The following is a 25,625-nucleotide window of genomic DNA, read 5'->3' as shown; positions in this document are numbered from 1 at the left end:
ACCCGCTGACGAAAGGTTCCCGTCGATGACCGAGGACGTCGCACGGCACACGTGCCCGCGACCGGAATACCCCCGCCCGTCGTTCCGTCGCGCCGAATGGCTCAACCTCAATGGGCCGTGGCAGTTCGAGATCGACCAGGGTGACAGCGGTCTGGAACGCGGCCTGCTCACCACCGCGCTGCGCGACCGGATCACGGTGCCGTTCGCTCCCGAGTCGACCCTGTCCGGCATCGGCGACACCGACTTCCTGGACGCGGTCTGGTACCGCCGCGAGGTGCGGGTCCCCGAGCACTGGCGCGGCCACGATCTGCTGTTGCACATCGGCGCAGCGGATTACGACACCACCGTGTGGGTCGGCGAGATCGAACGCGGCCGGCACCGTGGTGGCTTCACCTCGTTCACGGTCGAGCTCGGGTCGGCGGACCGATTCGTCGACGAGGCAAGACAACTCACCATCCGGTGCCGGGACTCGCACCGCGACCCCCAGCCGCGCGGGAAGCAGAGCCGGGACTACACCGGGTGGGCGGCGTTGTACGGGCGCACCACGGGCATCTGGCAGACCGTGTGGCTGGAGCCGGTGCCGGCGGCCCGCTTCGAACGCCCGCGGATCACCCCCGACGTCGGAGCCTGCGTCTTCCACCTGGAGTTGCCCTTGCGCGGACGGACCGCTGGGCTGCGCGTCGTCGCCGAACTCCGCGACGGAGACACGGTGCTGGATCGCGTGGAACGGCCGGCGGGAGGCGACTTCACCACGATGCTCGACCTGACGGTGCCGCACCAGCACCGCCGGTTGTGGTCGCCGAGCGACCCGCACCTGTATGACGTGCGGCTGCAGTTGGTCGAGGCGGATCACACCGTCCTCGACACCGTCGAGTCCTATGCCGGGCTGCGATCGGTCGCCATCGACGGTCCGGCGGTGCTGCTCAACGGCGAGCCGGTCTTCCAGCGCCTGGTGCTCGACCAGGGCTACTACCCGGACGGGCTGATGACGGCACCGTCGGACCGGGCGCTGATCGAGGACATCGAACTGTCGATGGCGGCCGGTTTCAACGGCGCCCGCCTGCACCAGAAGGTGTTCGAGGAGCGGTTCCTGCACCATGCGGACCGGCTCGGATACCTGGTCTGGGGAGAGTTCGGGGACTGGGGCTGCCGCGAACCCGGTCCGGCCGCGGCGGACAACCAGCGGCCGGACGCGGCATACATCACCCAGTGGCTGGAGGCGGTCGAGCGGGACTACAGCCACCCCAGCATCATCGGCTGGTGCCCGCTGAACGAGACGTTCCAGTTGCGCCACGACCGCATCACCGCATTGGACGATGTGACCCGGGGGATGTTCCTGGCCACCAAGCTCGCCGACCGCACGCGGCCGGTGATCGACGCTTCCGGCTACGCGCACCGCGTCGACGAGACGGACATCTACGATTCGCATCTGTACGAACAGGATCCGGCGACGTTCGCTGCGCTGATGGCACCGCTCGCCCACGGCGCGCCCTACACCAACGGTGACGACCAATGGTCCACCCCGTACCGCGGCCAGCCCTACTTCTGCAGCGAGTTCGGCGGCATCTGGTGGAACCCGCAGGCCGAGGAGGGCGACGACTCATGGGGTTACGGCCAGGCCGTGGGCACCGAGGAGGAGGTCTACCAGCGGTTCACCGGCCTGGTCGATGCGCTGCTGGACGATCCGTTGATGTTCGGCTACTGCTACACCCAGCTGACCGACGTCTTCCAGGAGCAGAACGGCATCTACTACTTCGACCGGTCGGCGAAGCTCGACGTCGACCGCATCCGTGCCGCCCAACGGCGGCCGGCGGCGATCGAGCGCCGGGAGTGCGACGCGGCGCCGGCGACGGACTGAGGCGGCTCAGGCGGTCAGCGGTGCGCCGTCCGGTTCGGCGGCATACCGAGCGGCCAACCAGGAGCACATCATCAGCTGTACCTGGTGGAAGACCATCAACGGCAGCACGATGAGGCTCACCTGGTGTCCCGCGAAAAGCACTGCTGCCATGGGCAGTCCGCTCGCCAGGCTCTTCTTGGTGCCGCAGAACTGCACGGCGATCCGGTCGGCCCGTCCGAACCCGAGACGCTCCGCGGCGTGCCAGGTCAGCCACAGGAGGGCGGCCACCAGCACGATCGACAGGACGACCAGGAAGACGATCTGGCCGGGCTCGACCGCGCCCCAGATGCCCTGTCGCACACCTTCACTGAAGGCGGCGTAGACGACCAGCACGATCGAGCCGCGGTCGACGTACTTCAGCTTCGCCTTGTGTCCCTCGACCCAGCCGCCGACCACGGGTCGCGCCAGTTGCCCGACGATGAACGGCACCAGGAGCTGCACGCAGATGTCGAGCATCGATCCGCCACTGATCGAGATGCCGCCGCCACCGCCGATGACGTGCAGCCCGGTCATCGCGATCACCAGCAACGGTGTCAGGAGCACGCCGAGCAGGTTGGAGGCCGACGCACTCACGATCGCGCCGGCCACGTTGCCCCGTGCGATCGAGGTGAAGGCGATGGACGACTGCACGGTCGACGGCACGAGTGTCAGATAGAGCACCCCGGTGTAGAGCTCGGCACTCAGCAGGTGCGGTTGAAGCACCTTCAACGACATGCCGATCAGCGGGAAGATCACGAAGGTGAACGCCAGGATCAGCACGTGCAGGCGCCAGTGCTGCAGGCCGCGGACGGCCTCCTGCGGATGCATGCGCGCGCCGTACAGGAAGAACAGCAGGGCGATTGCCGCCGTGACCAGACGATCGAGAGTGGGCGCGAAGCCCGCACTCGCCGGGAACACGCTCGCCAGAACGACGGTGGCGAGGATGGCCACGATGAAGCCGTCGATCCGGAGCTTGGCAAGGGGATGCATGACCCGGCAACCCTAGGTCGCCACGGTGTATGGCGGCAGTGCGACCCAGGTGGCGAGATGGCCGGGCGGCCCGGCGGCATACTGACCCGTATGACGACCGCCGGAGTGTTGCTCGCCGCCGGCGCCGGGCGCCGGATGGGCCGGCCGAAGGCACTGGTCGACGGCTGGCTCGCGCATGCCGTCGACACCTTGGCCGGCTGCGACACGGTGGTGGTCGTGCTGGGCGCGCGGGCGGAGGAGGCTCGGCCGCTGATCGGTGAGCGGACCGTCCGGATCGTCGTCGCGCACGACTGGCACACCGGCATGGGGGCCTCGTTGCGTGCCGGACTCGCCGCGCTCACCGACGAGACGCGTTGCCTGCTCACACTGGTCGATCTGCCCGATGTCGGCGCCGACGTCATACAGCGGGTGCTGGCGCAGCCGGACACGACCGCCGTGCTCGCGCGTGCCGCCTACCACGGGGTGCCCGGTCACCCGGTGCTGCTCGGTCGCGGCCACTGGCCCGGCGTGGTGGCGAGCGCCACCGGGGATCGCGGAGCCCGCGACTACCTGCGCCCGCACGCGCCGACGCTGGTCGAGTGCGGTGACCTGGCCACCGGGCGCGACGTCGACACGGCGCAGCCGTCGGGAGACCGGTCGCACCCAACCGCCCGCCAACCCGGCACTGACTAGCCTGGACGCATGGATTCACCGAGTGCGGTGGCACAGGCGCTGGAAGGCACCGGCTACCTGAGCGACGTGGCGCTGGCGACCGTCACCTACCTGGCCGACCAGATGGCTCGTCCGCTGCTGCTGGAGGGCGAGCCCGGCACCGGCAAGACCGCACTCGCCGAGGCGCTCGCGCAGATTCACGGCGTGCCGTTGATCCGGCTGCAGTGCTACGAGGGCATCGACGCCGGCCAGGCGCTCTACGACTGGGACTTCCCACGGCAGATCCTGCACCTGCGCACCCTGGAGGCTGCCGGCAAGGACGGTTCGCTCGACCCGGCCGAGGCGGAGAAGTCGCTCTTCGACGAACGCTTCCTGCTGGCCCGCCCGGTGCTGCGAGCGCTGCGGGAGGCCCCCGCCGTGCTGCTCATCGACGAAATCGACCGCGCCGACGACGAGTTCGAGGCGTTCCTGCTGGAGGTGCTGTCGACCTGGTCGGTCAGCATCCCGGAGCTGGGCACCGTCGCCGCCGCCACGCCGCCGAGCGTCGTGCTCACCTCCAACCGCACCCGTGAGTTGCACGACGCGCTGAAGCGCCGGTGCCTCTATCACTGGATCGACCACCCCGGGCTGGAGCGCGAGATCGCGATCGTGCGTTCGCGACTGCCCGACGTGCCGCAGACGCTGGCCCGGCAGGTCGTCGAGGTGGTCCAGCAACTGCGCGGCGAGCACCTGCTGAAACCCCCGGGTGTCGCCGAGACCCTCGACTGGGCACGCGCGCTGCAGCGGCTGGGAGCAGAGCAGCTGGATCTGGAGCACGCCGCCGCCACCCTGGGGGCGGTGGTCAAATACCGGGAGGACATCGACCGGGTCAAGCACGTCCTGGACCGGATGCTCGCGAGATGAGTCACGAGCCGGACCGCATCCTGCTCGCCTTCACCCGGGCGTTGCGGGCGGCGGGTGTGCGGGTCACCCACGACCGTGCGGCCCACTTCCTCACCGCCGCCGCGATCGTCGGACTGGCCGACCCGGCCGGTGTGTATGTCGCCGGACGCGCCACGCTCTGCTCCGGTCCGGACGACCTGGAACGCTTCGACCGGGTCTTCGAGGCATGGTTCGGCGACCGCTCGGGGCTGCCCCGCAGTATTCCCCGGGAACGTCCCCAGGACGTCGCCGCGCCGTTGCCGGTGACCGACGACCCGGACGGCGCTGCCTGGCAGGGGGAGCGCGACTTGGTGCACGCCGCCGCGTCGGAGGCGGAGATTCTCCGCCACCGGGACGTCGCCGCGTTGGATGCCGCGCAGAAGGCGGTCCTGGACGCGATGATCCGGGCGTTGCGGCCGCACCCTCCGGTGCGGCGCGCCTCGCGTCATACACCGTGGCGGCGCGGCGAGGTCGACCTGCAGCGCACCTTGCGCAGTTCCCTGCAGTTGATGGGGGAGCCGGCCCAGGTGCGGCACCGGCGCCGCGGCACCGAGGCGCGCCGGGTCGTGCTGCTGCTGGACGTCTCGGCCAGCATGCGGCCGTATGCCGATGCGCTGCTGCGCCTCGCGCACACGCTGGTGGCCACCCGGGCACCGGTCGAGGTCTTCACCCTCGGCACCCGGCTGACCCGGATCACGACCGCGCTGCGCACCGCCGACCCGGATCGCGCCCTGGTGCGCGCCGGTGACGAGGTGCCCGACTGGGCCGGCGGCACCCGGCTGGGCGAGACGCTCGAGGCGTTCCTCGACCGCTGGGGCGCGCGCGGAATGGCACGCGGTGCGGTCGTGGTCGTCTTCAGCGACGGCTGGGAGCGCGGTGACGCTCAGCTGCTCGGTGACCAGATGGCCCGGCTGGGCCGTCTGGCGCACCGGGTCGTCTGGGTCAACCCGCACCGCGGCAAGGACGGTTACGAACCGGTGCAGCAGGGCATCGTGGCGGCACTGCCGCACTGCGATCACTTCGTCGCAGGGCACTCCCTGCGCGCGTTCGAGCAGGTGTTGGAGGTGGTCGGCGGTGCGTGAAGTGCTGGCAGACCTGATGAAGTGGTACGACGAGGGCGAGTCCGTCGGCGTCGGCACGGTGGTGGCGACGTTCCGCTCGGCGCCGCGCCCGCCCGGAGCGTCGATGCTCGTGGGCCCCGGCGGCGAGGCGGTGGGGTCGGTCTCCGGCGGTTGCGTCGAGGGCGCGGTCTACGAACTCGCCGGCGAGGTCGTCGCATCCGGCACCCCGGTGCTGCAACGGTACGGCGTCTCCGATGACGACGCCTTCGCCGTCGGGTTGACCTGCGGCGGCATCCTCGACGTGTATGTCGAGAAGGTCGACAAGACCAGCTTCCCCGAACTGGCCGCGGTCGCCGACGACATCGAGCACGACCGGCCGGTCGCCGTCGCCACGGTGATCGAGCACCCGGACCCGTCCTGGCTCGGCCGGAGACTGGTGATCCGGCCCGAGGCCGCACCCGAGGGTGGTCTCGGCAGCGACCGGGCCGACTCCGCGGTCGCCGACGACGCACTCGGTCTGCTCGCCAGCGGACGCAGCGCGACCCTCACCTACGGCCCCGACGGACAGCGCCTCGATGACGGGATGCGAGTCTTCGTGTCGGCGTTCGCACCGCCACCGCGGATGCTGGTCTTCGGCGCCATCGACTTCGCGGCCGCGGTGGCGAAGGTCGGCTCGTTCCTGGGTTACCGGGTCACGGTCTGCGACGCGCGTCCGGTCTTCGCCACCACCACACGGTTCCCCGACGCGGACGAAGTGATCGTCGACTGGCCGCACCGTTATCTGTCCGGTGAGATCGAGGCGGGACGGATCGACGCTCGCACGGTGATCACCGTGCTCACCCACGACCACAAGTTCGACGTGCCGCTGCTGGAGGTCGCCCTGCAGGCACCGGAGGTGGCCTACATCGGCGCGATGGGCTCGCGTCGTACCCACGACGACCGGGTCAGCCGGCTGCGCGAGATCGGGGTGGCGGAGGAGTCGTTGCGCAAGCTGCACAGCCCGCTCGGCCTCGACCTCGGGGCACGCACGCCGGAGGAGACCGCCATCAGCATCGCGGCGGAGATCATCGCGCGGCAATGGGGCGGCAGCGGCAGCCGGCTCGGTGAGACGGAAGGCCGCATTCACGCCTGATCCGACGGCGGCCCGAGATAGTGTGATGGTGCTCACACTGGAGGTGTCATGGTGCTGCCCGCCGTCTCGTTGCGCGACCGCCGGATCGATGCCGTCCGGGCCTGGACCGCCTTCGTCACCGAGGGCGACGAAGCGGTCCGGGTGCGTCCGGAGATCCTGACCAGTTGGCGTCGTTCGGCCCAGGGCCGGGCGCTCGACGTCACCGGTGCGCCGCTGGCCGACGAAGACGAAACCGCTGCGTTCTGGCAGGATTCGCCGCTGCAGGCCGCGGTGTCCGCGGTGGAGCAGGAGCTGCGCAGGAGCGCCGAGGACGGTGATCTGGTGCTGGCCGTCACCGACACGCGGACCAGGATCCTGTGGACCTACGGCGGCCGGGTGATGCGGCGCAAGGCCGAGACGGTCAACTTCGTCGCCGGCGGTCGATGGGACGACGGCAGCGTCGGCACCAACGCGTTGGACCTCGCCGGCCGCCTCGACGCACCGGCGACCGTCTTCTCCGCCGAGCACTACTCACCGATCGTGCACAACTGGGTCTGCTGGGCCGCGCCGGTGCACGACCCGGTGACCGGTGAACGCCTCGGCGTCATCGATCTGTCGACGACCTGGGACCGGGCCCACCCGATCGGTCTGGCGACGGCCCGGTTGATGGCGCAGATGATCGAGAGCGCCATGCCCGACACCCGTCAGCACCCGCGGCACGGAGCCCCGGCGGCCGACCAGGGGCTCGTGCTCACGCTGCTGGGGGCGGCCGAGGCGCGGCTGGACGGCGAACGGCTGCTGCTCAACCGGCGCCAGACGGAGATCCTCGCGTTGCTGGCACTGCACCCGGACGGGCTGTCGCTCGAACGCCTGCACGCCCTGCTCTACGGCGACGCCGCGGTCAGCTTCTCGACCCTCAAGGCGGAGGTGTCCCACCTGCGGTCCACCCTCGGCGGGGCGATCTCGTCCCGGCCCTACCGGCTGATGCTTCCGGTCGTCACCGACGTCGAGGAGGTCCTCGACCGGATCCGGGCCGGTCAGGTGCTGGCCGCGGTGACGGCATACGGCGGCGACCTGATGCCGGGCACCGACTCGCCGGCGCTGACCGAGCTCGCCGAGGTGGTCGCGGTCGCGGTGCGCGAGGCGTTGCTCGCCGATCCCGACCCCGACGCCGTGCTGCGCTACAGCGAGATCGCGCCGTATGACGCGGAGGTCCTCGAGGCCTGCCTGCACCGGATCGGCACCGGCGTGCACCGGGCCGTGCCGCTGCTGCGCGGCCGCCTCGCAGCGGCGAAACGTTGACTCTTCGTAAAGCCAACCTTGCACCAACCCGGGGCCATCTAGGTTCGGGCATGACGCCAGCAGTCTGCGTAGTCGAAGGGTGCCGAACATGACCAGGATCGAACTCACCGTCGACGGAGGCAAGGTCTCCGACGACGTGGAGCCACGCATGCTCCTCGTGCAGTTCCTGCGCGAAAAGCTAGGCAAGACAGGGACTCTCATCGGTTGTGATACCAGCAACTGCGGAGCCTGCACGGTGCACCTGAACGGGCACGCGGTGAAGTCGTGCAACGTGCTGGCCGTCCAGGCCGACGGTGCCGAGGTGACCACGATCGAGGGTCTGGCCGCGACATACGACGGCGGCGACCTGCACCCGGTGCAGGCGGCGTTCCACGAATGCCATGCGCTGCAGTGCGGCTTCTGCACACCGGGGATGATCATGCGCTCGGTGGACCTGCTGAACGAGAACCCCGACCCCAGCGATGAGGAGATCCGCGTGGGCCTGGAGGGCAACCTGTGCCGGTGCACCGGCTACCACAACATCGTGCGCGCGGTGCGGACCGCCGCCGCTGCCGGGAAGGGAGCGCAGTGATGACCGTCACCGACGACCGGCCGGCCGCCGAGATCGGCAAGGACCGGCGCCGCAAGGAGGACCGCCGGCTGATCACCGGCAGCAGCCGCTACACCGACAACATCGTGCTGCCCGGCATGCTGCATCTGGCGATGGTGCGCAGTCCGTTCGCCCACGCGAAGATCACCTCCATCGACACCGCCGACGCCAAGCAGGCGACCAACGTCGTCGCGGTCTACACCGCCGCGGACCTCGATGAGTCCGCCGGTGTGCTGATCAACGCCTGGCCGATCACCCCGGACCAGAAGACGCCGGTGCACGCGCCGCTGCCGGCGGACCGGGTGACCTTCGCCGGGGAGATCGTCGCCGTCGTCGTGGCGCGCAGTGCGGCGGCGGCCCGGGACGCGGCCGAACTGGTCGACGTCGACTACGAGGAGCTGCCCGCCGCGATCGACCTGAAGGAGGCGGCCGAGGACACGGTGCTCGCGCACCCCGACCTGGGCACCAACAAGTCCGCGCTGTGGGTCTTCGACTCCGCGGAGGCCGGCACGGGCGGGAACGTCGAGGACGCGATCAGCCAAGCGCGCACGGACGGCGTGGTCCTCGAGCGCGAGTTCCGGCAGAACCGGCTGATCCCCGCCTTCATGGAGCCGCGTTCGGTGGTCGTGGACCCGACCGGCGAACAGTTGACGATGTGGTCGGCCACCCAGGTGCCGCACATCCTGCGCTTCGCGCTGGCGGCCACCACCGGGGTGCCGGAGAACAAGATCCGGGTCATCGCGCCGGACGTCGGCGGCGGATTCGGCGGCAAGCTGCAGGTGACACCGGAGGAGTGGCTGGCCTGGTGGATCGCCCGCCAGCTGCACAAGCCGGTCAAATACACCGAGACGCGTTCGGAGTCCATGATGGCCGCCCACCACGGCCGGGACCAGTGGCAGAAGCTCACCCTCGCCGCCACCAAGGAGGGCAAGGTCACCGGGCTCAAGGTCGAACTCACCGCCGACCTCGGGTCGTATGTCGCCATCGTCGGCGGTGGTGTGCCGGTGCTCGGCGCATTCATGTACAACGCAATCTACAAGATCCCGGCATACCACTTCGCCTGCCAGACGGTGCTGACCAACAAGACGTGGACCGACGCCTACCGGGGCGCAGGCCGGCCGGAGGCGACCTTCGCGATCGAGCGGCTGATGAGCGACCTCGCCGACGAGCTCGGCATGGACCCGCTCGAACTGCGCGAGAAGAACTGGATCACCCACGAGGAGTTCCCGTTCACCACGGTCGCCGGACTCGAATACGACTCGGGCAACTACGAAGCCGCCACCGCGACGGCCAAGGAGTTCTTCGGGTATGACGCGCTGCGCGCCGAGCAGGCGCGGCGGCGCGAGTCGGGTGACACCGTGCAGCTGGGCATCGGCGTCTCGACGTTCACCGAGATGTGCGGTCTCGCCCCGTCACGGGTGCTGGGGTCGCTGGACTACGGCGCGGGCGGGTGGGAGCACGCGTCCGTGCGGATGCTGGCGACCGGCAAGGTCGAGGTGTCCACCGGCACCAGTGCACACGGTCAGGGCCACGAGACGGCGTTCAGCCAGATCGTCGCCGATCGGCTGGGGGTGCCCTTCGAGGACGTCGAGATCCTGCACGGTGACACGCAGGTCTCGGTCAAGGGCCTGGACACCTACGGGTCCCGGTCGCTGGTGGTCGGCGGCGAGGCACTCGTGCAGGCTGCGGACAAGGTGGTCGAGAAGGCCAAGCCGGTCGCCGCGCATCTGCTGGAGGCGTCGGTGGACGACATCGAGTTCGCGACCGGACGCTTCACGGTGCGGGGCACGGAGGCGGGGGTGTCCATCCAGGACGTCGCGGGTGCCGTCTTCACCGCGCACAACCTGCCGGACGGGATGGAACCCTCGATCGACGCGGACGCGACCTTCGACCCGGTGAATTTCAACTACCCGCACGGCACACACCTGTGCGCGGTGGAGGTCGACACCGAGACCGGCCAGGTGAAGCTGCGCAAATACACCTGCGTGGACGACGTGGGCAACATCATCAACCCGTTGATCGTCGAAGGACAGGTGCACGGCGGGCTGGCGCAGGGCATCGCGCAGGCGCTCTACGAGGACGCCGTCTTCGACGACCAGGGCACCCTGGTCTCCGGTTCGTTCGTCGACTACCTGATGCCGAGCGCTGCGGACCTGATCGACTTCGATGCGCATCACGCGTCGACTCCGGCCACGACGAACACGCTGGGCACCAAGGGCGTCGGCGAGGCCGGCACCATCGCCTCGACCCCGGCCGTGGTCAACGCGGTGCTCGACGCGGTCCGGCCGTTCGGCGTCGCCGACATCGTCATGCCGTGCTCACCGGCACGGGTCTACGCGGCCATCGCGGCCGGCCGGGCCGGCGATACCGGCACGGCGACGGAAGGAGCGGGTCAATGATCCCGGCAGCATTCGACTACGCCGCACCGGCCAGCGTCGACGAGGCACTCGCGCTGTTGGCCGAGCACGGTGACGACGCGAAGATCATCGCCGGGGGTCAGTCACTGCTCCCGGTGCTCCGGTTGCGGCTCAACGCACCGGAATTCCTGATCGACCTGGGCAGGATCGAGGCGTTGCGAGGTGTTCGCGACGACGGTGATCACCTCGTCATCGGTGCCATGACCACGCACGCGGCCGTCGCTTCCGAGCCGCTGGTGGCGCAGCATGCGGCGCTGCTCGGCCAGGCGGTGCGGACGGTCGCGGACGCACAGGTGCGCAACCGCGGGACCTTCGGCGGCGCGCTGGCCCACGCCGATCCTGCCGGTGACGTCGGCGCTCCGGCGCTGGCGCTGGACGCCCAGTTCGTCATCGCCGGCCAGGGCGGGGGCACCCGGACCGTCGGTGCCTCCGACTTCTTCGTCGATCTGTTCGAGACAGCGATCGGCGAGGACGAGCTGCTGACCGAGGTCCGCATCCCCAAGCACACCGGCTGGGGTGCGCACTACGAGAAGTTCGTCCGGATCGCGCAGCAGTGGTCCATCGTCGCGGTGGCGGCGACCGTGCGCGCCGAGGCCGGCACGATCGCCGAGGCGAAGGTCGCGCTGACCAACATGGGCTCCACGCCGATTCGCGCGACCGGTGTCGAGCAGGCCCTGCAGGGGCAGCCGGCCACCGAGGACGCCATACGGAGTGCCGTCGCCGACGTGGCTGACGGCACCAACCCGCCGTCCGACCTCAACGGCGATGCCGACTACCGCAAGCACCTCGCCCAGGTGCTGACGCGTCGCGCGGTGCTCGCCGCTGCGGGAGGATGACCGCATGGATCTGACACATTCCTTCACCGTGCCGGCCGGGGTCGACGAGACGTGGGCGGCGTTCCAGGACATCCGATCTGTCGCCGAGTGCTTTCCGGGCGCCCAGATCACCGACGCCGACGGCGACACGTTCCATGGCACCGTCAAGGTCAAGCTCGGTCCGATCGCGTTGGTCTACAAGGGGACCGGCACCTTCACCGAACGCGACGAAGCCACGCACCGGATGGTCATCGATGCCAAGGGCAAGGACAAGCGCGGCAACGGGACGGCCGGTGCGTTGGTCACCGCGACCATGTCGGAGGCCGACGGCGGGACCAGGGTCGAGGTCGTGACCGACCTGGCGATCACCGGCAAGCCGGCACAGTTCGGGCGCGGCGTCATCCAGGACGTGTCGGACAAGCTGCTCGGTCAGTTCGTCGACTGCCTGCAGACGAAGGTCGGCTCCGGCGGTGACTCCGGTGAGCCGGCCGAGGCCGCCGAAGCGGCGCCCGCGGTCGCGCCGTCGGCGGATGTCACGGCCACGGAGCCGGTCGCCGCACCGCAGCGCAGCGCCGGCCCGCGCACGGTCGGTGAGATCCCCGCTCCGACACCGCCGAGCGCGCGCGTGCCGGGTGCTTCCTCACCGGGTGGAACACAGCGCGGGGACGACGACACGCTGGACCTCGGCACCACGGTGCTGCCCGTGCTGGCGAAGGCCTATTGGAAGCAGGCCGTGGCCGCGGTGGGCGGCGTCGCCGTCCTCGGTGCGCTGCTGCGCCGGCTGACCCGTCACTGATCGGGCCGACCGTCATACCTCGCGGATCACCAGGGTGTCGCGGACGACGATCCACGCGGCCGCGGCGCACCCGGCGAGCACCGCGGTGACGGTGAACGCGGTCGGGAAGCCCCACTCCTGGGCCAGCACGCCGCCCAGGACCGGGCCGATGACCGTGCCCATGTCCTGGCTCATCTGGTAGGTCACCAGCACCGGCCCGCCACGCCCGTGGCCGAACATGATGTCGGCCAGCACCGCCTGCTGGGAGGGGCTGACCATGCCGGTGCCGATGCCGGCGACCAGCGTCGAGCCGAAGGCGATACCGACCGAATGCGTGAGGGCGAGGGCGAGCGTGGCGAGGGCCAGGATCAGCATGCCGGTGATGATCAGCGGACGCCGCCCGATCCGGTCCGACAGGCGCCCGGACGGGATCATCGCCAGCACGTCTCCACAGGCGTATGTCGCCAGGGCGAGACCGGCGACACCGTCGGGCTGCTTGAGCACGATGGCGAAGTACAGCGGCACCAGCGACACGCGCATCGCGTAGACCCACCCGAAGATTGCGGCGGTCAGCACCGCCGACCGGTAGGCGCCGATCCGTAGCGCGTCCGCGAGCGGCATCACCGGCACCGAGCCGGAGGAGTCGTCGATGACGGCCAGTGTGCTGTCGCGCAGTTGCAGATGGACGACCGCGATCGCGCCGAAGAGGGCCACGGCATACACGACGAAGGGCACGCGCAGCCCGAAGCCGACGAGCGCACCACCGAGCATCGGGCCGGTGATGCTGCCCAGCACGAAGCTCGAGGAGTAGAGGCCGGACACCCGTCCGCGGATCGCGGGCGGGGAGATCCGGATCATCAGACCCATCGCCGAGACCGTGAACATCACCGAGCCGATGCCGCCCAAGCCTCTGAAAAGCATCAGTTGCCAATAGCTTTGGGCGAAAGCGGCAGCGAGCGTGGACAAGGCGACGATGAACAGGCCGAGCAGGTACATCGGTCGTTCGCCGAAGCGGTTGACCAGCTTGCCGGTGCTGGGCGCGAACAGCAGCCGCATCACCGCGAAGGCGGACACGATGGCCGATGCCGCGGTGACGCCGACGTTGAAGCTGCGGGCGAACTCCGGCAGCGCGGGAGCCACGACGCCGTAGCCGAGCGCGATGACGAAGCTGGCCGAGACCATCACCCACACCTCGCGCGGCATGCTGGGCGCACTGGTCCTGTCGGTCGTCTGTTCGGTCATGATGCGGCTCGCCGGTCAGCGCTCGAGGAGGAGCAGCACCTCGTGGTGCCGCGTCTGCGGGAACATGTCGAACAGGCGGGCGCGCCGGACCTGGTATGACGGCATCCGGTCCAGGTCGGCCGCCAGGCTGGCCGCGTGGCAGCTGGAGTAGAGCACGTGGGAGGCGTCGGAGCGTTCCAGCGCTTCGGCGAGGTCACCGATGCCGCGCCGTGGCGGGTTGACGATCACCAGGTCCGTGGGCCGACCGTCGTCCAGCGCGCTGGTCGCATCGGCGGCCTCGAAGCGGATGGCGCTGCCGGACGCCCCGGGCAGGAGCTGCGCGGCGCTGAGGCGCGCGCTGGCGACCGCGTCCGGCGAGATCTCCACACCGCGCACCACCACCGGCCGGCGGCCGGAGGAGCTCGCTGGTCGAGTGCCGGAGGAGGAGCTCGCTGGTCCAGTGCCGGAGGAGGAGCTCGCTGGTCGAGTGCCGGAGGAGCGCAGCGGGGGAGGTGTATCGAGACCGAGAGCCTTCGCCGCATGCAGCGCAAATCCACCCACGCCACAGAACAGGTCGAGCACGTTGTCCGGTGCGAGCTGCGAGATCCACTGCTGCGCTTGCTGATAGAGCTGCGCGGCGACCACGGTGTTGGTCTGGAAGAAGCTGCGCGGCCGCAGATGCAGGGTGATGTCGTCCAGGCGCATCGGCAGCGACGTCGCCTCGGTCAGCACGATCTCCTCGGTCCCTTCGAGCGCGGCCTTGTGTTCGGGCAACAGGTTGACGGAGACGACCCGGCTGCCGGGGACGGCGGCGAGGAGGTCGGGCAGTGCGCGTTCGAGACGACGGAGCTGACCGGGGGAGCGCAGCACGAAGCGGATCATCGACTCGCCGTCCGGCGAGTGAGTCACGATCAGGTGCTTCAACTCCCCGCTGCGTCGTGGCACGTCGTACGGCGTGAGGCCGAGTTCGGTGACGAATGTGGTGAGCTGGTGGATCGTGCGGTGCAGTCCTGGCTCGTGCAGGCCGCAGTCCCGCAGGTCGACACCGCGTAGGTCACCGTCCAGAATTCCGAAGGTCGGCCGGTGCCGGGTGCCGCCGACGGCCAGCTTGGCCTTGTTGCGGAAATGCGATTCCGGACCGGTCGCGGCATGGTCCCAGGCGTCTCGGCGGACATGGCCGTCCAGCGTTTCCGCCACGGAACGCTGCAGATCGCGCAGTTGATCCGCGTAGGGCACGCCCATCAGGGTGCACGAGCGACATGCTCCGGCCTCGAAGTAGTCGCATCGCATGCGCCGATTGTCCCTCACCTCGGCAGACGGGCTGCCGGGGGCGGGAGCATCGGTTCCGGTGGGACTCAGACCCGTTTCTCGAAGAGCCGCGCGCTGAACCACGAGTCCTCGAAGTCGCGATGGCCGGTCTCCACGAATCCGCGGCGCAGATAGTAGTCGCGCAAGGCCGGGTTGGTCGCCACGCAGTAGAGGCGCAGGTATGACGCCCCGGCAGCGTGGGCCCGTGCGGCGGCGTGGTCGAGCAACCGGCCGCCGGCGCCAGGCACGGCGATGCGGCGGTCGACCATCAGGCCGTGGATGTAATGCGCCTCTCCTGGTGGTGCGTCCGGCCACAGTTCGTCGGCCTCCAGCGACTCCAGGCCGGCGTGGATCCGGTCGACGTCGTCGACCAGGACCAGCCAGCTGCCCGCGGCCAGCTGACCGCGCAGCCGGTCCATCGTGAAGTGACCGGGTGGCCATTGCCGGATGCCGCGCGACGCCAGCCAGGTTTCCGATTCACGCCGGATGCCGAGCAGTGCCTCCGCATCCTCCAGTGTGGCGCAGCGGGCCGAAAGCGCGGGCATGGCATGGCAACTCACGCTCTCAGTGTCTCCTGGCGGCATACCTCGACGAGCAGCGCCGCCCGGGCGCGTCCGCGGCGGCGGTTCCCCGCCCAGCCACGGCGTCAGGTCATGCTGCCTCGCAACGTGCGGCGGGTCGTGACCATGGTGGCGCCATACGCCGTCGCCGCGACCACGAGGCAGACGAGGGCCACCGGCAGTGGCGGTCCCTGTGGCCACGGTTCGCCGACGAGTCCGATGCTGATCAACGTCATCGGGACCAGGGCGATGCCCAGCCCCACGACGACCGCACCGCCGACGATGAGACCGACCTCGGCACGCACCATTCGCCGGATCTGCGCAGGTGCCATGCCGATCGCGCGCAAGGTAGCCCATTCCTTGCGCCGGCGTGCGGTCGTCGCGACGAGTCGGTTGGCGACTCCCAGCAACACGTAGCCGAGCAACACCAGGGTGATGAGCAGGCTCACTCCAGCCGTCGGGTCGGCGGCGCCGACCAGCGAGGCAGGCAGGGCTCTGGCCGCCACGTCGACGCCGGCCATGCCGCGCACGGCCGCCCGTACGTGCCGCACGAGATCGGTCGCCCCGGGCTGCGCGACGATCAGCACGCTGTCCGACGCGGGAGAGCCGTGTGCTGTCAGTAGGTCCGTCGACAGCACCACCTTGCCGAAGCCGAAGCTGCGAGCGTATGTCGCCACGAGCTGGGGATGCACCACCGACCCGTCCGCGAGAATGGCGGTGAAACGGTCGCCGATCCCGATCCCCCTGGTCGACGCGGTGAAGGAGTCGAGCGCGGCTGTGTCGCCCGACAGCCGGTCCAGGTCGCCGTGAGTCACCTGCAGGTCCAATGCGGACGATGCCGAGTGGCCCAGTGCGGTGGCGGGAAGAGCCTCCGCCTGCCGCTGCCCGTCGTTGACCGAGGTGAGCACCACGGTGGTCGCGGACATCGGGACCGCGGCGCGCACACCGGCTGCCTGTCGGATGGCCGACAACGTCGACGGCGTCACGCCGCCGACGGAGTCCGCCGTCACGACGGCTGCCGCACGAGCCGCTGCGGCCTGGTCGTGCTGCGCGGCGGCCGCGATGGTGGTCCCGGTGAACAGTTGCGTCATCGTCAATGTGATCGCCAACGCCAGCACCGACAGTGCGCCACCGGTGCGCAGCGCATAGGCGCCGCTGTTGTTCGCCGCCAGCCAGGTGGGCACCGCGCGGTTGCGGGCGGCGAGCCGGCGTGACGCGCGTCGGCCCAGCGACCGGACCGCTGCCGGAGCGGCCATGGCCAGCCCGATCATCGCCAGCAGGATGCCCGACGCCGCACTGATCAGCGCGATGTCGTTGCGGGCGAACAGCGGGACCACTGATGCGACGAGCGGGAGGACGAGCAGCGCGATGCCGGTGCGCGTCCGCAGCACGCCGCCGGTGGCGGGTTCGGTGCCCGTGTCAGCGACCGCCCGCGTCGCCGGCGCCCGTGAGATGCGCCAGGACGACAGCCGTGATGCACCGCCGACTGCACCGAGCAGCAGCAGCGCCGTGAGGACTGCCGGAGCCGGGCTCCAGGCCACGGGCAGTTCGGACGACACGACGTCGTGGTGCGCCAGCAAGGTCAGCAATGGTCGCGACAGCAGATAGCCGACAGCAACACCCGCTGGGATCGCTGTGAACGCAGTGCGACTCGACTGCCTGGCGACCAGTGCACGGACCTGTCGCGGTGTCGCACCGACCGCGCGCAGCAGTGCGAGTTCGCGGGCCCGGTTCGTGACCGAGATCGTGACCGCTCCCGCGACGAGGAAGCCGACGAGCAGCACGATCACCCCACCCGCAGAGCCGGCCACCGTGATCAACTCCCCGCTGCCGGCCGCAGCAGACGGGTTCTCGACATCGCCGCGGGCAGCACCGGTCGTCACGACGAGGCCCGTGCCGGACAGCGCCCGGCGGACGCGATCGGCCACCTCCGCGACGGGCGTGCCGTGGTCCACGCTGACTGCCACGAGATCGACCGTGCCGCGCCGCTGGGCCAGGCGGCGTGCGGTCGCCTGGTCGACATACACGCCCCGCGCCGAATCGACCACGGCGGTGACCGTCATGGTGCGAGTCCGCCCGTCGAGGACGGCGTGCACGCGGTCACCCACATCCGTCCCCACGGCCGACGCCGCGTCGACCGAGAGGGCCAGCTGATCGCGCCCGTGCGGCGGGACACCGCGGAACGCCTTGTCTGGCAACAGCACACGGCTCCAGGCGTGGCCGTTGTGCCGTACATCGGGGACAGCAAGCGGTGTGCCGTTCTCGGCCAGCAGCGTGGCTGCGAACGTCGTGTCCGCCGACGCGTCCTGAACGCCGTCCACGGCCGCGATGCGGTGCACGACGTCGGCGCGCACGGGTGCCCGATCGGGCAGTGGCACGTCGAGATCCTGGTCTGTCGGGACCGATTGGCGTCCGGAGACCACCAGGTCGGCGCCGGCCAGCCGATGTGCGGGAAGGTGCGACCGGAGTCCGGTCTCGGCCATCACCAGGCACGCGGTCACCAGGACGGCGCCGACGAACACGGCGCAGGCGACCGCGACGACTTCACCGATACGCGGACGGAGTGCGAGCTTCAGATCCTCGAAAGCGTCCAGACAAGTGCGGAATCCGCGCTTGCCGAGCTGCGTGCGGTCGTGCGCAGCATCCTGCCGACCGTGTTGGAGAACGAAGGATTGGACGGCGCGTTGTCCGCCCTGGTCGCTCAGTCACCGGTGCCGGCCACGCTGCGGGTGCGAGCCGGTCGTGCACCGGTGTCGGTCGAGACGACCGTCTACTTCGCGGTCGCGGAGGCGTTGACGAACGTCGCCCGGCACAGCGGCGCGTCCCATGCCATGGTCGTGCTCACGCACACCGGAGACCGGCTACATGCCCGGGTGGAGGACGACGGACACGGTGGGGCGGTGGTGCGGGACGGCTCCGGTCTGGCCGGCATCGCGCGGCGCGCAGAGGCACACGATGGGACGCTGAGGGTGTGGAGCCCGGCGGGCGGGCCGACTGTCGTGGAGGTGGAGTTGCCGTGCGGGTCGTGATCGCCGAGGACGATGCGCTCCTGCGGGAAGGCTTGGTCCTGCTCGTGCAGGGGGAGGGGATCGACGTGGCAGCCGCAGTCGGTGGCCCGGAGGAGCTCCTGCTGGCGGTGGACGAGCACCGGCCGGACGTTGCTGTTGTCGATGTCCGGATGCCGCCGACCCACACCGACGAGGGCATCCGTGCGGCCGTCGCCGCACGTCGTACTCATCCGGGCCTCGCCGTTCTCGTGTTGTCGGCGTATGTCGAGCAGAGTTTCGCGACCGAGTTGCTCGCCGACGGAGCGGGAGGGGTCGGTTACCTGCTCAAGGAGCGCGTGGGGCGGGTGGCGGCGTTCCTCGACGCACTGCAGCGCGTCGCCCACGGTGGCACCGCGATAGACTCGGAGGTGGTGGCACAACTCTTCTCCAGGCAGCGGGCGAACGACCGCATCGCGTTGCTCAGCCCCCGCGAACGCGAGGTGTTGTCGGTGATGGCCGAGGGCCTCGGCAACGCGGCGATCGCCACACGGCTCTTCATCACCGACAACGCGGTGCACAAGCACATCCGCAACGTCTTCGCCAAGCTCGCACTCGAGCCCGGTGATGACACCGACCGGCGGGTCGCCGCAGTGCTGCGCTTCCTGGAGGCCGACCGATGAGCACCACCCGGATGTTCGTCGCGATCCGTCCGTCCGAGCGCGTCCGCGACCAGCTGTCGGAGTTCCTCGCGCCGCGCGACGGTATGACGTGGATCGACCCCGCGCAGTGGCATCTCACCCTCGCTTTCCTGGCAGCCGTGCCGGATCACCGTGAGGACGAGCTCGTCGACGCGCTGCGCCGGACCACGTTGCGGCACAGCGCATGCGAGCTTCGGTTGAGCGGGGCCGGAGCGTTCCCCGACCCGCTCGGAGCTCGCGTCCTGTGGCTACGTCCGAGCGTCGATCTGACGCCGTTGGCGACCGGTGTACGGCACGCGGCCAACTCGGCCGGGGCGACGCCGGACGGGCAGCGCTTCGTCGGCCACCTGAGCGTCGCGAGACCGCGCCGCCCCATGGATGCGCGGCGTTGGCTGCAGGTCCTGGACACGTTCACCAGTGACACGTGGCGGGTGGACGAAGTGGAGCTGGTCGCGTCATACCTGGGCGAGGGACCGCACCGCCGGCCCCGTCACGAGACCGTCGCACAGTTGCCGCTCGGTCCGGCATCGAGCGCAGGACGATCATGAGGGTGCAGGTCGCCGTCTTCGACCGGAAGACGCCGTCGGGCGCGCGATGCAAATCGGTTGCCGCCGGTCTCCGCGGCGGTGTTCGCTCAGCGTATGCCGATCGAACTACGCACGCCCGGTGTCGCCGATCTCCCTGCGGTCAACGGCGCCCTGCGGGACTGGCAGCGCGATGACCTGCCCCTGCAGTTCCACCCGGGTGACCTGGGCTGGTTCCAGCGCTTCGGCGCGGAGCGCACGGCACGCGCCACGCGGACGTGGCTGCGTGACGGTCGCATCATCGCCGTCGGTATGGCGGACGAACCGGACCTGATCCGGCTGACAATGGCACCGGACCTCGCCCAGGACGCAGAACTCGCGGGCCGGCTCGCCGCCGACCTGGGAGACCCGGCGCGCGGTGTGCTGGGCGAGGGCGAGGTTTTTGTCGAGGTCCCGAACGACGTACTGGTGCGAGATGTATTGCACGGCAACGGATGGCAGCTGGACGAGGAGTGGACACCGCTGCGACACCCCCTGACCGATCTGCCGGAGCCCTCGCTGCGGATCGAGGTGATTGATGCGGACCACGCGGCGGACAGTGCGGCGGTGCAGCGCGGTGCGTTCCCGACATCGACATTCACCGAGCAGCGTTGGCAGTCCATGGCCCAGAGCGCGGCCTTCGCCGACGCGCGCAGCCTTGTCGGGTATGACGACGAGGGTCGTCCGGTGGCGTCCACGACTGTGTGGGGTGCCGGAGCCGGGAGGCCGGGATTGATCGAGCCGCTGGGCGTGCACCGGGACCACCGCGGCAAGGGGTACGGTCGCGCCATCTGTCACGCCGCCGGCATCGCGTTGCGTGAACTCGGAGCGTCATCGATGCTGGTCTGCACGCCGAGCTCCAACGTCGGTGCCGTTGCGGCATACGTCTCGGCAGGGTTCGAGAAGCTGCCGCTGCGGCGTGATCTCGGCCGGAAGTCGTGAGCAACAACGAGTCTGGATCTGCCGGTGCGACAAGCGTTTTCGGACAACGCGACTTCGACATACGGTTCGAATGGGGTCCGACGGGTGCGCGGGCGGTGCGTGCCGATGTCGCGGTGATCGTCGACGTACTCAGCTTCTCCACGTCGGTGACCATCGCCGTCGGCCGTGGAATGACGGTCTTTCCCTACCCGTGGAAGGATGACCGGGCGGCGGACTTCGCAGCCGCGCACGATGCGGTGCTCGCCGTCGGTAGGCTCGAGGCGACGAAGTCCGAACGCCCGTCAGCGCCGTCCCTGTCTCCGGCCGGATTGCTTGCGGGAGAGGCTGTTCCGCGCCTCGTGTTGCCGTCGCCGAACGGTTCCACCATCGCAGCGTCGTTGCGTGGCATGGACTCGCTCGTGGTGGCCGGGTGCTTCCGCAACGCGGATGCCGTCGCACAGTGGCTGGCGGACGGACTCCAGGGCGGTCGCTCCGTCGCGGTGATCGCTGCGGGGGAGCGGTGGGAGTATGACGACTCGCTACGCCCGGCGTTGGAGGATCAGCTCGGCGCCGGAGCGATCCTTGCCTGTCTTCGGGCTCGCGGGTATGCCGCACGGATGAGTCCTGAGTCGCTCGCTGCTGCAGCGCTTCTCGACCGCCTGAAGGGCAATCTCGGGGCGGTTCTGCATGAGGCGGTGAGCGGTCGTGAGCTTGCTACCAAGGGTTTCGCGTCCGATGTCGCCGTCGCGGCCGAACGCGACGTCTCATCGGTGGTTCCGATTCTCGTGGACGGTGCGTTCGGCCCTGCGGGCTGACGGTCAGACGCCGCTCTTCGCGCGCTCGATGATCGTGGTCAGCGCCGGCGCACCGTCCTCGGGCGTGCCGTCGGTGCCCGGGTCGACGCCGCCCCCTGCGATCTTGTCCAACACCGTCATCCCGGCCGGCGTCACGTGGCCGAAGACGGTGTAGTCGGGGGAGAGGCGCGAGTCGTCATACACCAGGAAGAACTGGCTGCCGTTCGTGTCCGGCCCGCCGTTGGCCATGGCCAGAGTGCCGCGTGTGTAGTTCTTCCGGCTGCCGTCGGGGAAGCCGGGCCAGTTCGGCAGGGCGTTGGCAGAACCCAGCTCGTCCTTGAACCAGTAGCCCGGGTCGCCCCAGCCCGTGCCGAGCGGGTCACCACACTGCAGCACCGAAAGTGCATACGGCGCAGTGTGATAGGCGGTCAGCCGGTGGCACGTGGTGCCGTCGTAGTACTTCTGGTGTGCCAGGTGGACCATGCTGCGAACGGCACACGGAGCGGCGGCTCGGTCGAGCACCACGGGGATGTCGCCCTGATTGGTCTTCAGGGTCAGCCCGGCGTTGCCGTGCGTCGCCTTCGCCGGATCCGGTGGGAGACCGACGAAGGTCGAGTACGTCTGGTCGACCATCGGGGTGAACGCGCAGGCGCCCTTGGTCGGGACGGTCGGTGGCTCCGGGTTGCTGGCCGTTGCTGTGGGCATGACGGCCGCGGTGAGGCCGACTGCTCCGAGGGCTGCGAAGGTCTTCCACAGGTGCATGTTTGGCTCCTTGACGATGTGACGGGTGCGCTCAGGCTGCGCGGTTCGAGAACCGTATGGCGGGTTGCGGCGCAGTCGACTTCGCACAGATCCGCGGTCACATGTCCCATGGTGCAGGGTCGGGTGCGACCAGGCGCTCTCGTCGAATGGTGTTGTCCTTGCACACGATCAGGAACAGCTCACGTGTGTCGTCGCGCTCCGCAGCGATCACCCCGTTGACGACATGGTCGAAGGTGAAGTGCTCGAACTCTGGTCTGTCATCCAAGCCGGACATGGCCCCCAATCGAGATGTGGGTATGGCGTGCCGTCCCGCGGGCCCAGCGACTTCAGGGCATCGTCCTCGTCGTGTGACCGTCGTCGCTGCAAGCGATCGAGTTCCAATGCACGTGGATTTTTGGCCACCTCGTAAGGCTCGCTGTAGAAGCGTCGGTCGATCGCGACGAACGCACGAAGCCAGTCCGCCTCTGCATCGTTGAGCGACGGGTGGATGTCGAGGCGTCCCAGGTACATCGTGCTGAATCCCATGGCACGACAGCGAAGCAGCTTCGCCACGAGCATGCGGCAGGTTGTCCACAGCCGAACCAGCTGTGGACAACGTGGTCTGTCGTGACGGCTACGTGATTGCGGGCCGACGGGAGTTCAACTGGCTGTGTGCGTGGCTCTACAGCAATCACTTCCGCGGAACGTTCGATGGGGACGTATATGTCGTGACACAGCACGGCTGGGCTGGATCGATGGACCACCGCGCCGGATACGAGCCCTGCCTGCGGGGCACGTCTTCCGACGCGCGCCCTGGGGCGTGATCGACCCTGACAGGCCGGGCCGGGTAACGCCCGCGTGTCCGAGCAACGCCGACGTGTTGCTGGATATTCAGCATTCGGTACGGTTTCCTGTACAGAGGTGCTCATCCATGAAGACCATGAGTTACACGGAGTCGCGCTCGAAGTATGCCGAAGTGCTCGACTCGGTCGTTGACGACCGTGAAGAGGTCGTCATAACGCGTGCCCGCCACGAGCCGACAGTCATCGTGTCGCTGGATGACTACGAGTCGCTCAAGGAGACGGCGTACCTGTTGCGCAGCCCAGCTAACGCGCGGCCTGCTCGCGTCGAAAAGAGGGCATCGGCAACCGGAGCCACTGAAGCATGGCTTTCAGGGCTACTGGTCCCGGCGGATCAACGATGAACACCGGTTGATCTACAAGGTGGCTGCGGATGAGGTCCGCGTTGCAGGCTGTCGCTACCACTTAAGAATGACGAACCGTAACCTCGCCCTCATACGTCGACCGGCACTGACGGACCCACAGTAGAGAGACGGCCATGAGACTTCTGCTCACCTCCGGGGGAGTCACCAACGACAGCATCCGCGACGCACTGGTCGACATGCTCGGCAAGCCGATCGCCGAGTGCACTGCGCTGTGCATCCCCACGGCCATGTACGGACATCCAGCGGTCGGACCCGGGGTCAGGGCATGGGAGTTCATCAGTGGTCGCTCGACGAATCCGATGGTGGATCTGGGGTGGAAGTCCGTCGGTGTCCTCGAGCTCACGAGCTTGCCGAGTCTTGATGAAGCTCAATGGGTTCCGCTGGTTCGCGAGACCGACGCCCTGCTGGCCTCTGGCGGCGACGTGCTCTATCTGTGCCATTGGATGCAGCAGTCGGGCCTGGTGGACCTGCTCCCGTCATTGGCCGACACCGTCTGGGTCGGCCTGAGCGCAGGAAGCATGGTCATGACACCCGAGGTCGGTGACGACTTCATCCAGTGGCGGCCGCCGAACGGCGACGACCGGACCCTCGGCCTCGTCGACTTCTCCATCTGTCCCCACCTCGCGCCGGACGGCATGCCGGGCAACTCACTGGCCGAGGCCGAAGCGTGGGCTGCGACCATCTCTGCCCCGGCATACGCCATCGATGACCAGACCGCGATTGCAGTGGTCGATGGTGAGGTTCGCGTCGTCTCCGAGGGCGACTGGAAGCGAGTGCGTTTCCCATGAGCACCGGTACGGCACCCAAGAAGTTCATCCTCTTCGACCACGACGGCGTCCTGGTCGACACCGAGCCGTGGTACTTCGAGGCCGGGCGACGCGCTCTCGCAGAGATCGGACTCCCACTGGATCGCGAGCAGTATCTCCGGGACATCGCCGACGGTATGACGACCTGGGCACAAGCCAGAGCGGCCGGCGTCGACGAGCGCGTCATCGCCGGACTGCGTGACAAGCGTGACAGGTACTACCGGGATTATCTGCGGACCGAATCCATCGAGATTGCAGGCGTTCCCGAGGTTCTGGCCGCATTGTCGAGCCATGTCCGTATGGCGATCGTGACGACTGCGAAGCGTGCCGATTTCGATCTCATCCACCAGAAGCGCCAACTCACACGATTCATGGACTTCGTGCTCGTCCGCGAGGACTACGATCGCGCCAAGCCGCACGCAGAGCCCTACCTGACCGCGTTGGAGCGATTCGATGCCGCCAGGGGAGAGGCGCTGGTGGTCGAGGACTCGGCGAGAGGGCTGCGCTCCGCCGTCGCCGCCGGGATCGACTGTGCCGTTGTACACAACGATTTCACCGCGGCACAGGACTTTTCGCTGGCGACGCACCGCATCGAGAACCCGGCCGAACTCCAGCGCATCGTCTCGGCTCGGTAACGCGCTGCGCGTTAGTCGCCGGTGAGAGGTCAACGGATATCGCGAACGTCCTCTCTCGCGACATCCGTTGACCTCTCGAGGTAGCCGCCTCCGAATCGTCAGCCATCCGTCCGAGAGACCGACGTCGATGAGGCCGACATCGCGCACGTCAGGACACGGCCTGGGCTGGGAGCGGCGATCAGGTCCGTAAAACCCGTCCGGATATGACGGCTGCTTGCGATCCGATAATCGACATTATGTCAACTAGTAGTGGAAGGAAGACGGCTCGGGATCCATCCCCTGCCGTGCGCCGCACGCGCAACCCTCGACCCTTGGGGCTTGCCGCTCGGCGCGACGGCATACTCGAGCACGTGACCGAGGACTGGAAGCTGGACCGCATCCGTGCGGCGCACGACGGACGGAACCCGACCGTGCTGGCCGCACTGCCACAGAGCTTCGCGGTGATCGGCGACGCCCAATTTCTGCCCGGCTACTGCGTGCTCCTGGTGGACGACCCGTCGATCGATCGACTGACCGAAGTTGAGTCCCGCATAGTGGTGTAGCGCGGTCGCCGTGATCGTCCTGGTATTGGACGTGGTGCGGCCACCGCGTGATCCTTCGAGTGAACCTCTCACAGCACTCTCGAATGGAGTCATCACGATGACCGCACCACACATTG

27 protein-coding genes are annotated in these 25,625 nt (G+C 69.1%); 20 read left to right on the top strand and 7 right to left on the bottom strand.

Annotated elements, in window-relative coordinates; all coding sequences use genetic code 11:
• Positions 1-25: 25 nt before the first annotated feature.
• Positions 26-1,858: a glycoside hydrolase family 2 protein gene (locus ACTHL4_RS03820; protein WP_440281410.1), complete on the top strand. Its 1,833-nt coding sequence runs from the start codon at positions 26-28 to the stop codon at positions 1,856-1,858.
• A 6-nt stretch (positions 1,859-1,864) separates the two neighbouring features.
• Here the strand turns inward: ACTHL4_RS03820 and ACTHL4_RS03815 are convergent, their stop codons facing one another.
• A complete protein-coding gene (locus ACTHL4_RS03815) occupies positions 1,865-2,866 on the bottom strand; it encodes a bile acid:sodium symporter family protein (RefSeq protein ID WP_440281409.1) in 1,002 nt (333 codons plus the stop codon).
• Positions 2,867-2,956: 90 nt separating this feature from the next.
• On the opposite strand from ACTHL4_RS03815, the gene ACTHL4_RS03810 reads away from it, so the two are divergent.
• The 9 genes from ACTHL4_RS03810 (at position 2,957) to ACTHL4_RS03770 (ending at position 12,529) form a co-directional block, all read left to right on the top strand.
• Positions 2,957-3,538: a nucleotidyltransferase family protein gene (locus ACTHL4_RS03810; protein WP_440281408.1), complete on the top strand. Its 582-nt coding sequence runs from the start codon at positions 2,957-2,959 to the stop codon at positions 3,536-3,538.
• 9 nt (positions 3,539-3,547) lie between these two features.
• The gene (locus tag ACTHL4_RS03805; protein ID WP_440281407.1) at positions 3,548-4,420 is read left to right on the top strand and encodes an AAA family ATPase; all 873 of its coding nucleotides are present in this window, start codon (positions 3,548-3,550) and stop codon (positions 4,418-4,420) included.
• On the top strand, positions 4,417-5,520 hold the full coding sequence (locus ACTHL4_RS03800; RefSeq protein WP_440281406.1) for a vWA domain-containing protein: 1,104 nt from the start codon (positions 4,417-4,419) through the stop codon (positions 5,518-5,520). The genes ACTHL4_RS03805 and ACTHL4_RS03800 overlap by 4 nt, the downstream gene beginning before the upstream one ends.
• Positions 5,513-6,631, top strand: coding sequence for an XdhC family protein (locus ACTHL4_RS03795; RefSeq protein WP_440281405.1), 1,119 nt, complete (start codon positions 5,513-5,515; stop codon positions 6,629-6,631). Before ACTHL4_RS03800 ends, ACTHL4_RS03795 begins: the two co-directional genes overlap by 8 nt.
• A 48-nt stretch (positions 6,632-6,679) precedes the next feature.
• Complete coding sequence (locus ACTHL4_RS03790; protein WP_440281404.1) at positions 6,680-7,912, top strand: transcriptional regulator; 1,233 nt, start codon at positions 6,680-6,682, stop codon at positions 7,910-7,912.
• 88 nt (positions 7,913-8,000) lie between these two features.
• Positions 8,001-8,483, top strand: coding sequence for a (2Fe-2S)-binding protein (locus ACTHL4_RS03785; protein ID WP_440281403.1), 483 nt, complete (start codon positions 8,001-8,003; stop codon positions 8,481-8,483).
• On the top strand, positions 8,483-10,900 hold the full coding sequence (locus ACTHL4_RS03780) for a xanthine dehydrogenase family protein molybdopterin-binding subunit (RefSeq protein ID WP_440281402.1): 2,418 nt from the start codon (positions 8,483-8,485) through the stop codon (positions 10,898-10,900). Before ACTHL4_RS03785 ends, ACTHL4_RS03780 begins: the two co-directional genes overlap by 1 nt.
• Entirely contained in the window at positions 10,897-11,754 is an 858-nt protein-coding gene (locus ACTHL4_RS03775; RefSeq protein ID WP_440281401.1) for an FAD binding domain-containing protein, read from the top strand. Before ACTHL4_RS03780 ends, ACTHL4_RS03775 begins: the two co-directional genes overlap by 4 nt.
• A gap of 4 nt (positions 11,755-11,758) precedes the next feature.
• Entirely contained in the window at positions 11,759-12,529 is a 771-nt protein-coding gene (locus ACTHL4_RS03770; protein WP_440281400.1) for an SRPBCC family protein, read from the top strand.
• A gap of 12 nt (positions 12,530-12,541) precedes the next feature.
• Here ACTHL4_RS03770 and ACTHL4_RS03765 read toward each other — a convergent pair whose 3' ends face one another.
• The 4 genes from ACTHL4_RS03765 to ACTHL4_RS03750 all read right to left on the bottom strand — a co-directional run bounded on the left by ACTHL4_RS03765 (position 12,542) and on the right by ACTHL4_RS03750 (position 18,119).
• Positions 12,542-13,750, bottom strand: coding sequence for an MFS transporter (locus tag ACTHL4_RS03765; protein ID WP_440281399.1), 1,209 nt, complete (start codon positions 13,748-13,750; stop codon positions 12,542-12,544).
• A 15-nt stretch (positions 13,751-13,765) separates the two neighbouring features.
• Complete coding sequence (locus tag ACTHL4_RS03760; RefSeq protein ID WP_440281398.1) at positions 13,766-15,019, bottom strand: methyltransferase domain-containing protein; 1,254 nt, start codon at positions 15,017-15,019, stop codon at positions 13,766-13,768.
• Positions 15,020-15,084: 65 nt separating this feature from the next.
• The gene (locus ACTHL4_RS03755; RefSeq protein ID WP_440281397.1) at positions 15,085-15,597 is read right to left on the bottom strand and encodes a GNAT family N-acetyltransferase; all 513 of its coding nucleotides are present in this window, start codon (positions 15,595-15,597) and stop codon (positions 15,085-15,087) included.
• An 86-nt stretch (positions 15,598-15,683) separates the two neighbouring features.
• Complete coding sequence (locus tag ACTHL4_RS03750; RefSeq protein WP_440281396.1) at positions 15,684-18,119, bottom strand: FtsX-like permease family protein; 2,436 nt, start codon at positions 18,117-18,119, stop codon at positions 15,684-15,686.
• Between the two features lie 111 nt (positions 18,120-18,230).
• Between ACTHL4_RS03750 and ACTHL4_RS03745 the strand changes: the two genes are divergently transcribed.
• The 5 genes from ACTHL4_RS03745 to ACTHL4_RS03725 all read left to right on the top strand — a co-directional run bounded on the left by ACTHL4_RS03745 (position 18,231) and on the right by ACTHL4_RS03725 (position 21,581).
• The gene (locus ACTHL4_RS03745) at positions 18,231-18,626 is read left to right on the top strand and encodes a sensor histidine kinase (RefSeq protein ID WP_440281395.1); all 396 of its coding nucleotides are present in this window, start codon (positions 18,231-18,233) and stop codon (positions 18,624-18,626) included.
• On the top strand, positions 18,614-19,264 hold the full coding sequence (locus ACTHL4_RS03740; RefSeq protein WP_440281394.1) for a response regulator transcription factor: 651 nt from the start codon (positions 18,614-18,616) through the stop codon (positions 19,262-19,264). The genes ACTHL4_RS03745 and ACTHL4_RS03740 overlap by 13 nt, the downstream gene beginning before the upstream one ends.
• Positions 19,261-19,830, top strand: a complete 570-nt coding sequence (gene thpR, locus ACTHL4_RS03735; RefSeq protein WP_440281393.1) for an RNA 2',3'-cyclic phosphodiesterase — start codon at positions 19,261-19,263, stop codon at positions 19,828-19,830. The genes ACTHL4_RS03740 and thpR overlap by 4 nt, the downstream gene beginning before the upstream one ends.
• Before the next feature lie 93 nt (positions 19,831-19,923).
• A complete protein-coding gene (locus ACTHL4_RS03730; RefSeq protein ID WP_440281392.1) occupies positions 19,924-20,787 on the top strand; it encodes a GNAT family N-acetyltransferase in 864 nt (287 codons plus the stop codon).
• A 95-nt stretch (positions 20,788-20,882) separates the two neighbouring features.
• Complete coding sequence (locus ACTHL4_RS03725) at positions 20,883-21,581, top strand: 2-phosphosulfolactate phosphatase (RefSeq protein WP_440281391.1); 699 nt, start codon at positions 20,883-20,885, stop codon at positions 21,579-21,581.
• 3 nt (positions 21,582-21,584) lie between these two features.
• Here the strand turns inward: ACTHL4_RS03725 and ACTHL4_RS03720 are convergent, their stop codons facing one another.
• Together ACTHL4_RS03720 and ACTHL4_RS03715 are read right to left on the bottom strand one after the other, a co-directional pair.
• On the bottom strand, positions 21,585-22,322 hold the full coding sequence (locus ACTHL4_RS03720; RefSeq protein ID WP_440281390.1) for a peptidylprolyl isomerase: 738 nt from the start codon (positions 22,320-22,322) through the stop codon (positions 21,585-21,587).
• Positions 22,323-22,419: 97 nt separating this feature from the next.
• A complete protein-coding gene (locus ACTHL4_RS03715; RefSeq protein ID WP_440281389.1) occupies positions 22,420-22,587 on the bottom strand; it encodes a hypothetical protein in 168 nt (55 codons plus the stop codon).
• Between the two features lie 645 nt (positions 22,588-23,232).
• Between ACTHL4_RS03715 and ACTHL4_RS03710 the strand changes: the two genes are divergently transcribed.
• The 5 genes from ACTHL4_RS03710 to ACTHL4_RS03690 all read left to right on the top strand — a co-directional run bounded on the left by ACTHL4_RS03710 (position 23,233) and on the right by ACTHL4_RS03690 (position 25,509).
• Positions 23,233-23,505 (top strand): type II toxin-antitoxin system Phd/YefM family antitoxin, encoded by a 273-nt coding sequence (locus ACTHL4_RS03710; RefSeq protein ID WP_440281388.1) that lies wholly within the window; start codon positions 23,233-23,235, stop codon positions 23,503-23,505.
• Positions 23,420-23,629, top strand: a complete 210-nt coding sequence (locus ACTHL4_RS03705; protein ID WP_440281446.1) for a Txe/YoeB family addiction module toxin — start codon at positions 23,420-23,422, stop codon at positions 23,627-23,629. Before ACTHL4_RS03710 ends, ACTHL4_RS03705 begins: the two co-directional genes overlap by 86 nt.
• 10 nt (positions 23,630-23,639) lie before the next feature.
• A complete protein-coding gene (locus tag ACTHL4_RS03700; RefSeq protein WP_440281387.1) occupies positions 23,640-24,314 on the top strand; it encodes a Type 1 glutamine amidotransferase-like domain-containing protein in 675 nt (224 codons plus the stop codon).
• A complete protein-coding gene (locus ACTHL4_RS03695; protein WP_440281386.1) occupies positions 24,311-24,967 on the top strand; it encodes an HAD family hydrolase in 657 nt (218 codons plus the stop codon). Before ACTHL4_RS03700 ends, ACTHL4_RS03695 begins: the two co-directional genes overlap by 4 nt.
• A gap of 350 nt (positions 24,968-25,317) precedes the next feature.
• Complete coding sequence (locus ACTHL4_RS03690; protein ID WP_440281385.1) at positions 25,318-25,509, top strand: hypothetical protein; 192 nt, start codon at positions 25,318-25,320, stop codon at positions 25,507-25,509.
• Positions 25,510-25,625 lie beyond the last annotated feature (116 nt).

Origin of the sequence: Flexivirga sp., from assembly GCF_051955415.1 — a bacterium.
Classification (GTDB): domain Bacteria; phylum Actinomycetota; class Actinomycetes; order Actinomycetales; family Dermatophilaceae; genus Flexivirga.
Note: the sequence above shows the minus strand (reverse complement) of the source record. Positions and strands in the feature narration are given on the sequence as shown.

Coding starts and splice junctions, on each gene's coding strand:
- ACTHL4_RS03730 (WP_440281392.1), top strand. CDS start 19,924: ATGCCGATCGAACTACGCACGCCCGGTGTCGCCGATCTCCCTGCGGTC.
- ACTHL4_RS03765 (WP_440281399.1), bottom strand. CDS start 13,750: ATGACCGAACAGACGACCGACAGGACCAGTGCGCCCAGCATGCCGCGC.
- thpR (WP_440281393.1), top strand. CDS start 19,261: ATGAGCACCACCCGGATGTTCGTCGCGATCCGTCCGTCCGAGCGCGTC.
- ACTHL4_RS03810 (WP_440281408.1), top strand. CDS start 2,957: ATGACGACCGCCGGAGTGTTGCTCGCCGCCGGCGCCGGGCGCCGGATG.
- ACTHL4_RS03780 (WP_440281402.1), top strand. CDS start 8,483: ATGACCGTCACCGACGACCGGCCGGCCGCCGAGATCGGCAAGGACCGG.
- ACTHL4_RS03775 (WP_440281401.1), top strand. CDS start 10,897: ATGATCCCGGCAGCATTCGACTACGCCGCACCGGCCAGCGTCGACGAG.
- ACTHL4_RS03695 (WP_440281386.1), top strand. CDS start 24,311: ATGAGCACCGGTACGGCACCCAAGAAGTTCATCCTCTTCGACCACGAC.
- ACTHL4_RS03770 (WP_440281400.1), top strand. CDS start 11,759: ATGGATCTGACACATTCCTTCACCGTGCCGGCCGGGGTCGACGAGACG.
- ACTHL4_RS03790 (WP_440281404.1), top strand. CDS start 6,680: ATGGTGCTGCCCGCCGTCTCGTTGCGCGACCGCCGGATCGATGCCGTC.
- ACTHL4_RS03815 (WP_440281409.1), bottom strand. CDS start 2,866: ATGCATCCCCTTGCCAAGCTCCGGATCGACGGCTTCATCGTGGCCATC.
- ACTHL4_RS03710 (WP_440281388.1), top strand. CDS start 23,233: ATGAAGACCATGAGTTACACGGAGTCGCGCTCGAAGTATGCCGAAGTG.
- ACTHL4_RS03800 (WP_440281406.1), top strand. CDS start 4,417: ATGAGTCACGAGCCGGACCGCATCCTGCTCGCCTTCACCCGGGCGTTG.
- ACTHL4_RS03700 (WP_440281387.1), top strand. CDS start 23,640: ATGAGACTTCTGCTCACCTCCGGGGGAGTCACCAACGACAGCATCCGC.
- ACTHL4_RS03820 (WP_440281410.1), top strand. CDS start 26: ATGACCGAGGACGTCGCACGGCACACGTGCCCGCGACCGGAATACCCC.
- ACTHL4_RS03785 (WP_440281403.1), top strand. CDS start 8,001: ATGACCAGGATCGAACTCACCGTCGACGGAGGCAAGGTCTCCGACGAC.
- ACTHL4_RS03720 (WP_440281390.1), bottom strand. CDS start 22,322: ATGCACCTGTGGAAGACCTTCGCAGCCCTCGGAGCAGTCGGCCTCACC.
- ACTHL4_RS03805 (WP_440281407.1), top strand. CDS start 3,548: ATGGATTCACCGAGTGCGGTGGCACAGGCGCTGGAAGGCACCGGCTAC.
- ACTHL4_RS03760 (WP_440281398.1), bottom strand. CDS start 15,019: ATGCGATGCGACTACTTCGAGGCCGGAGCATGTCGCTCGTGCACCCTG.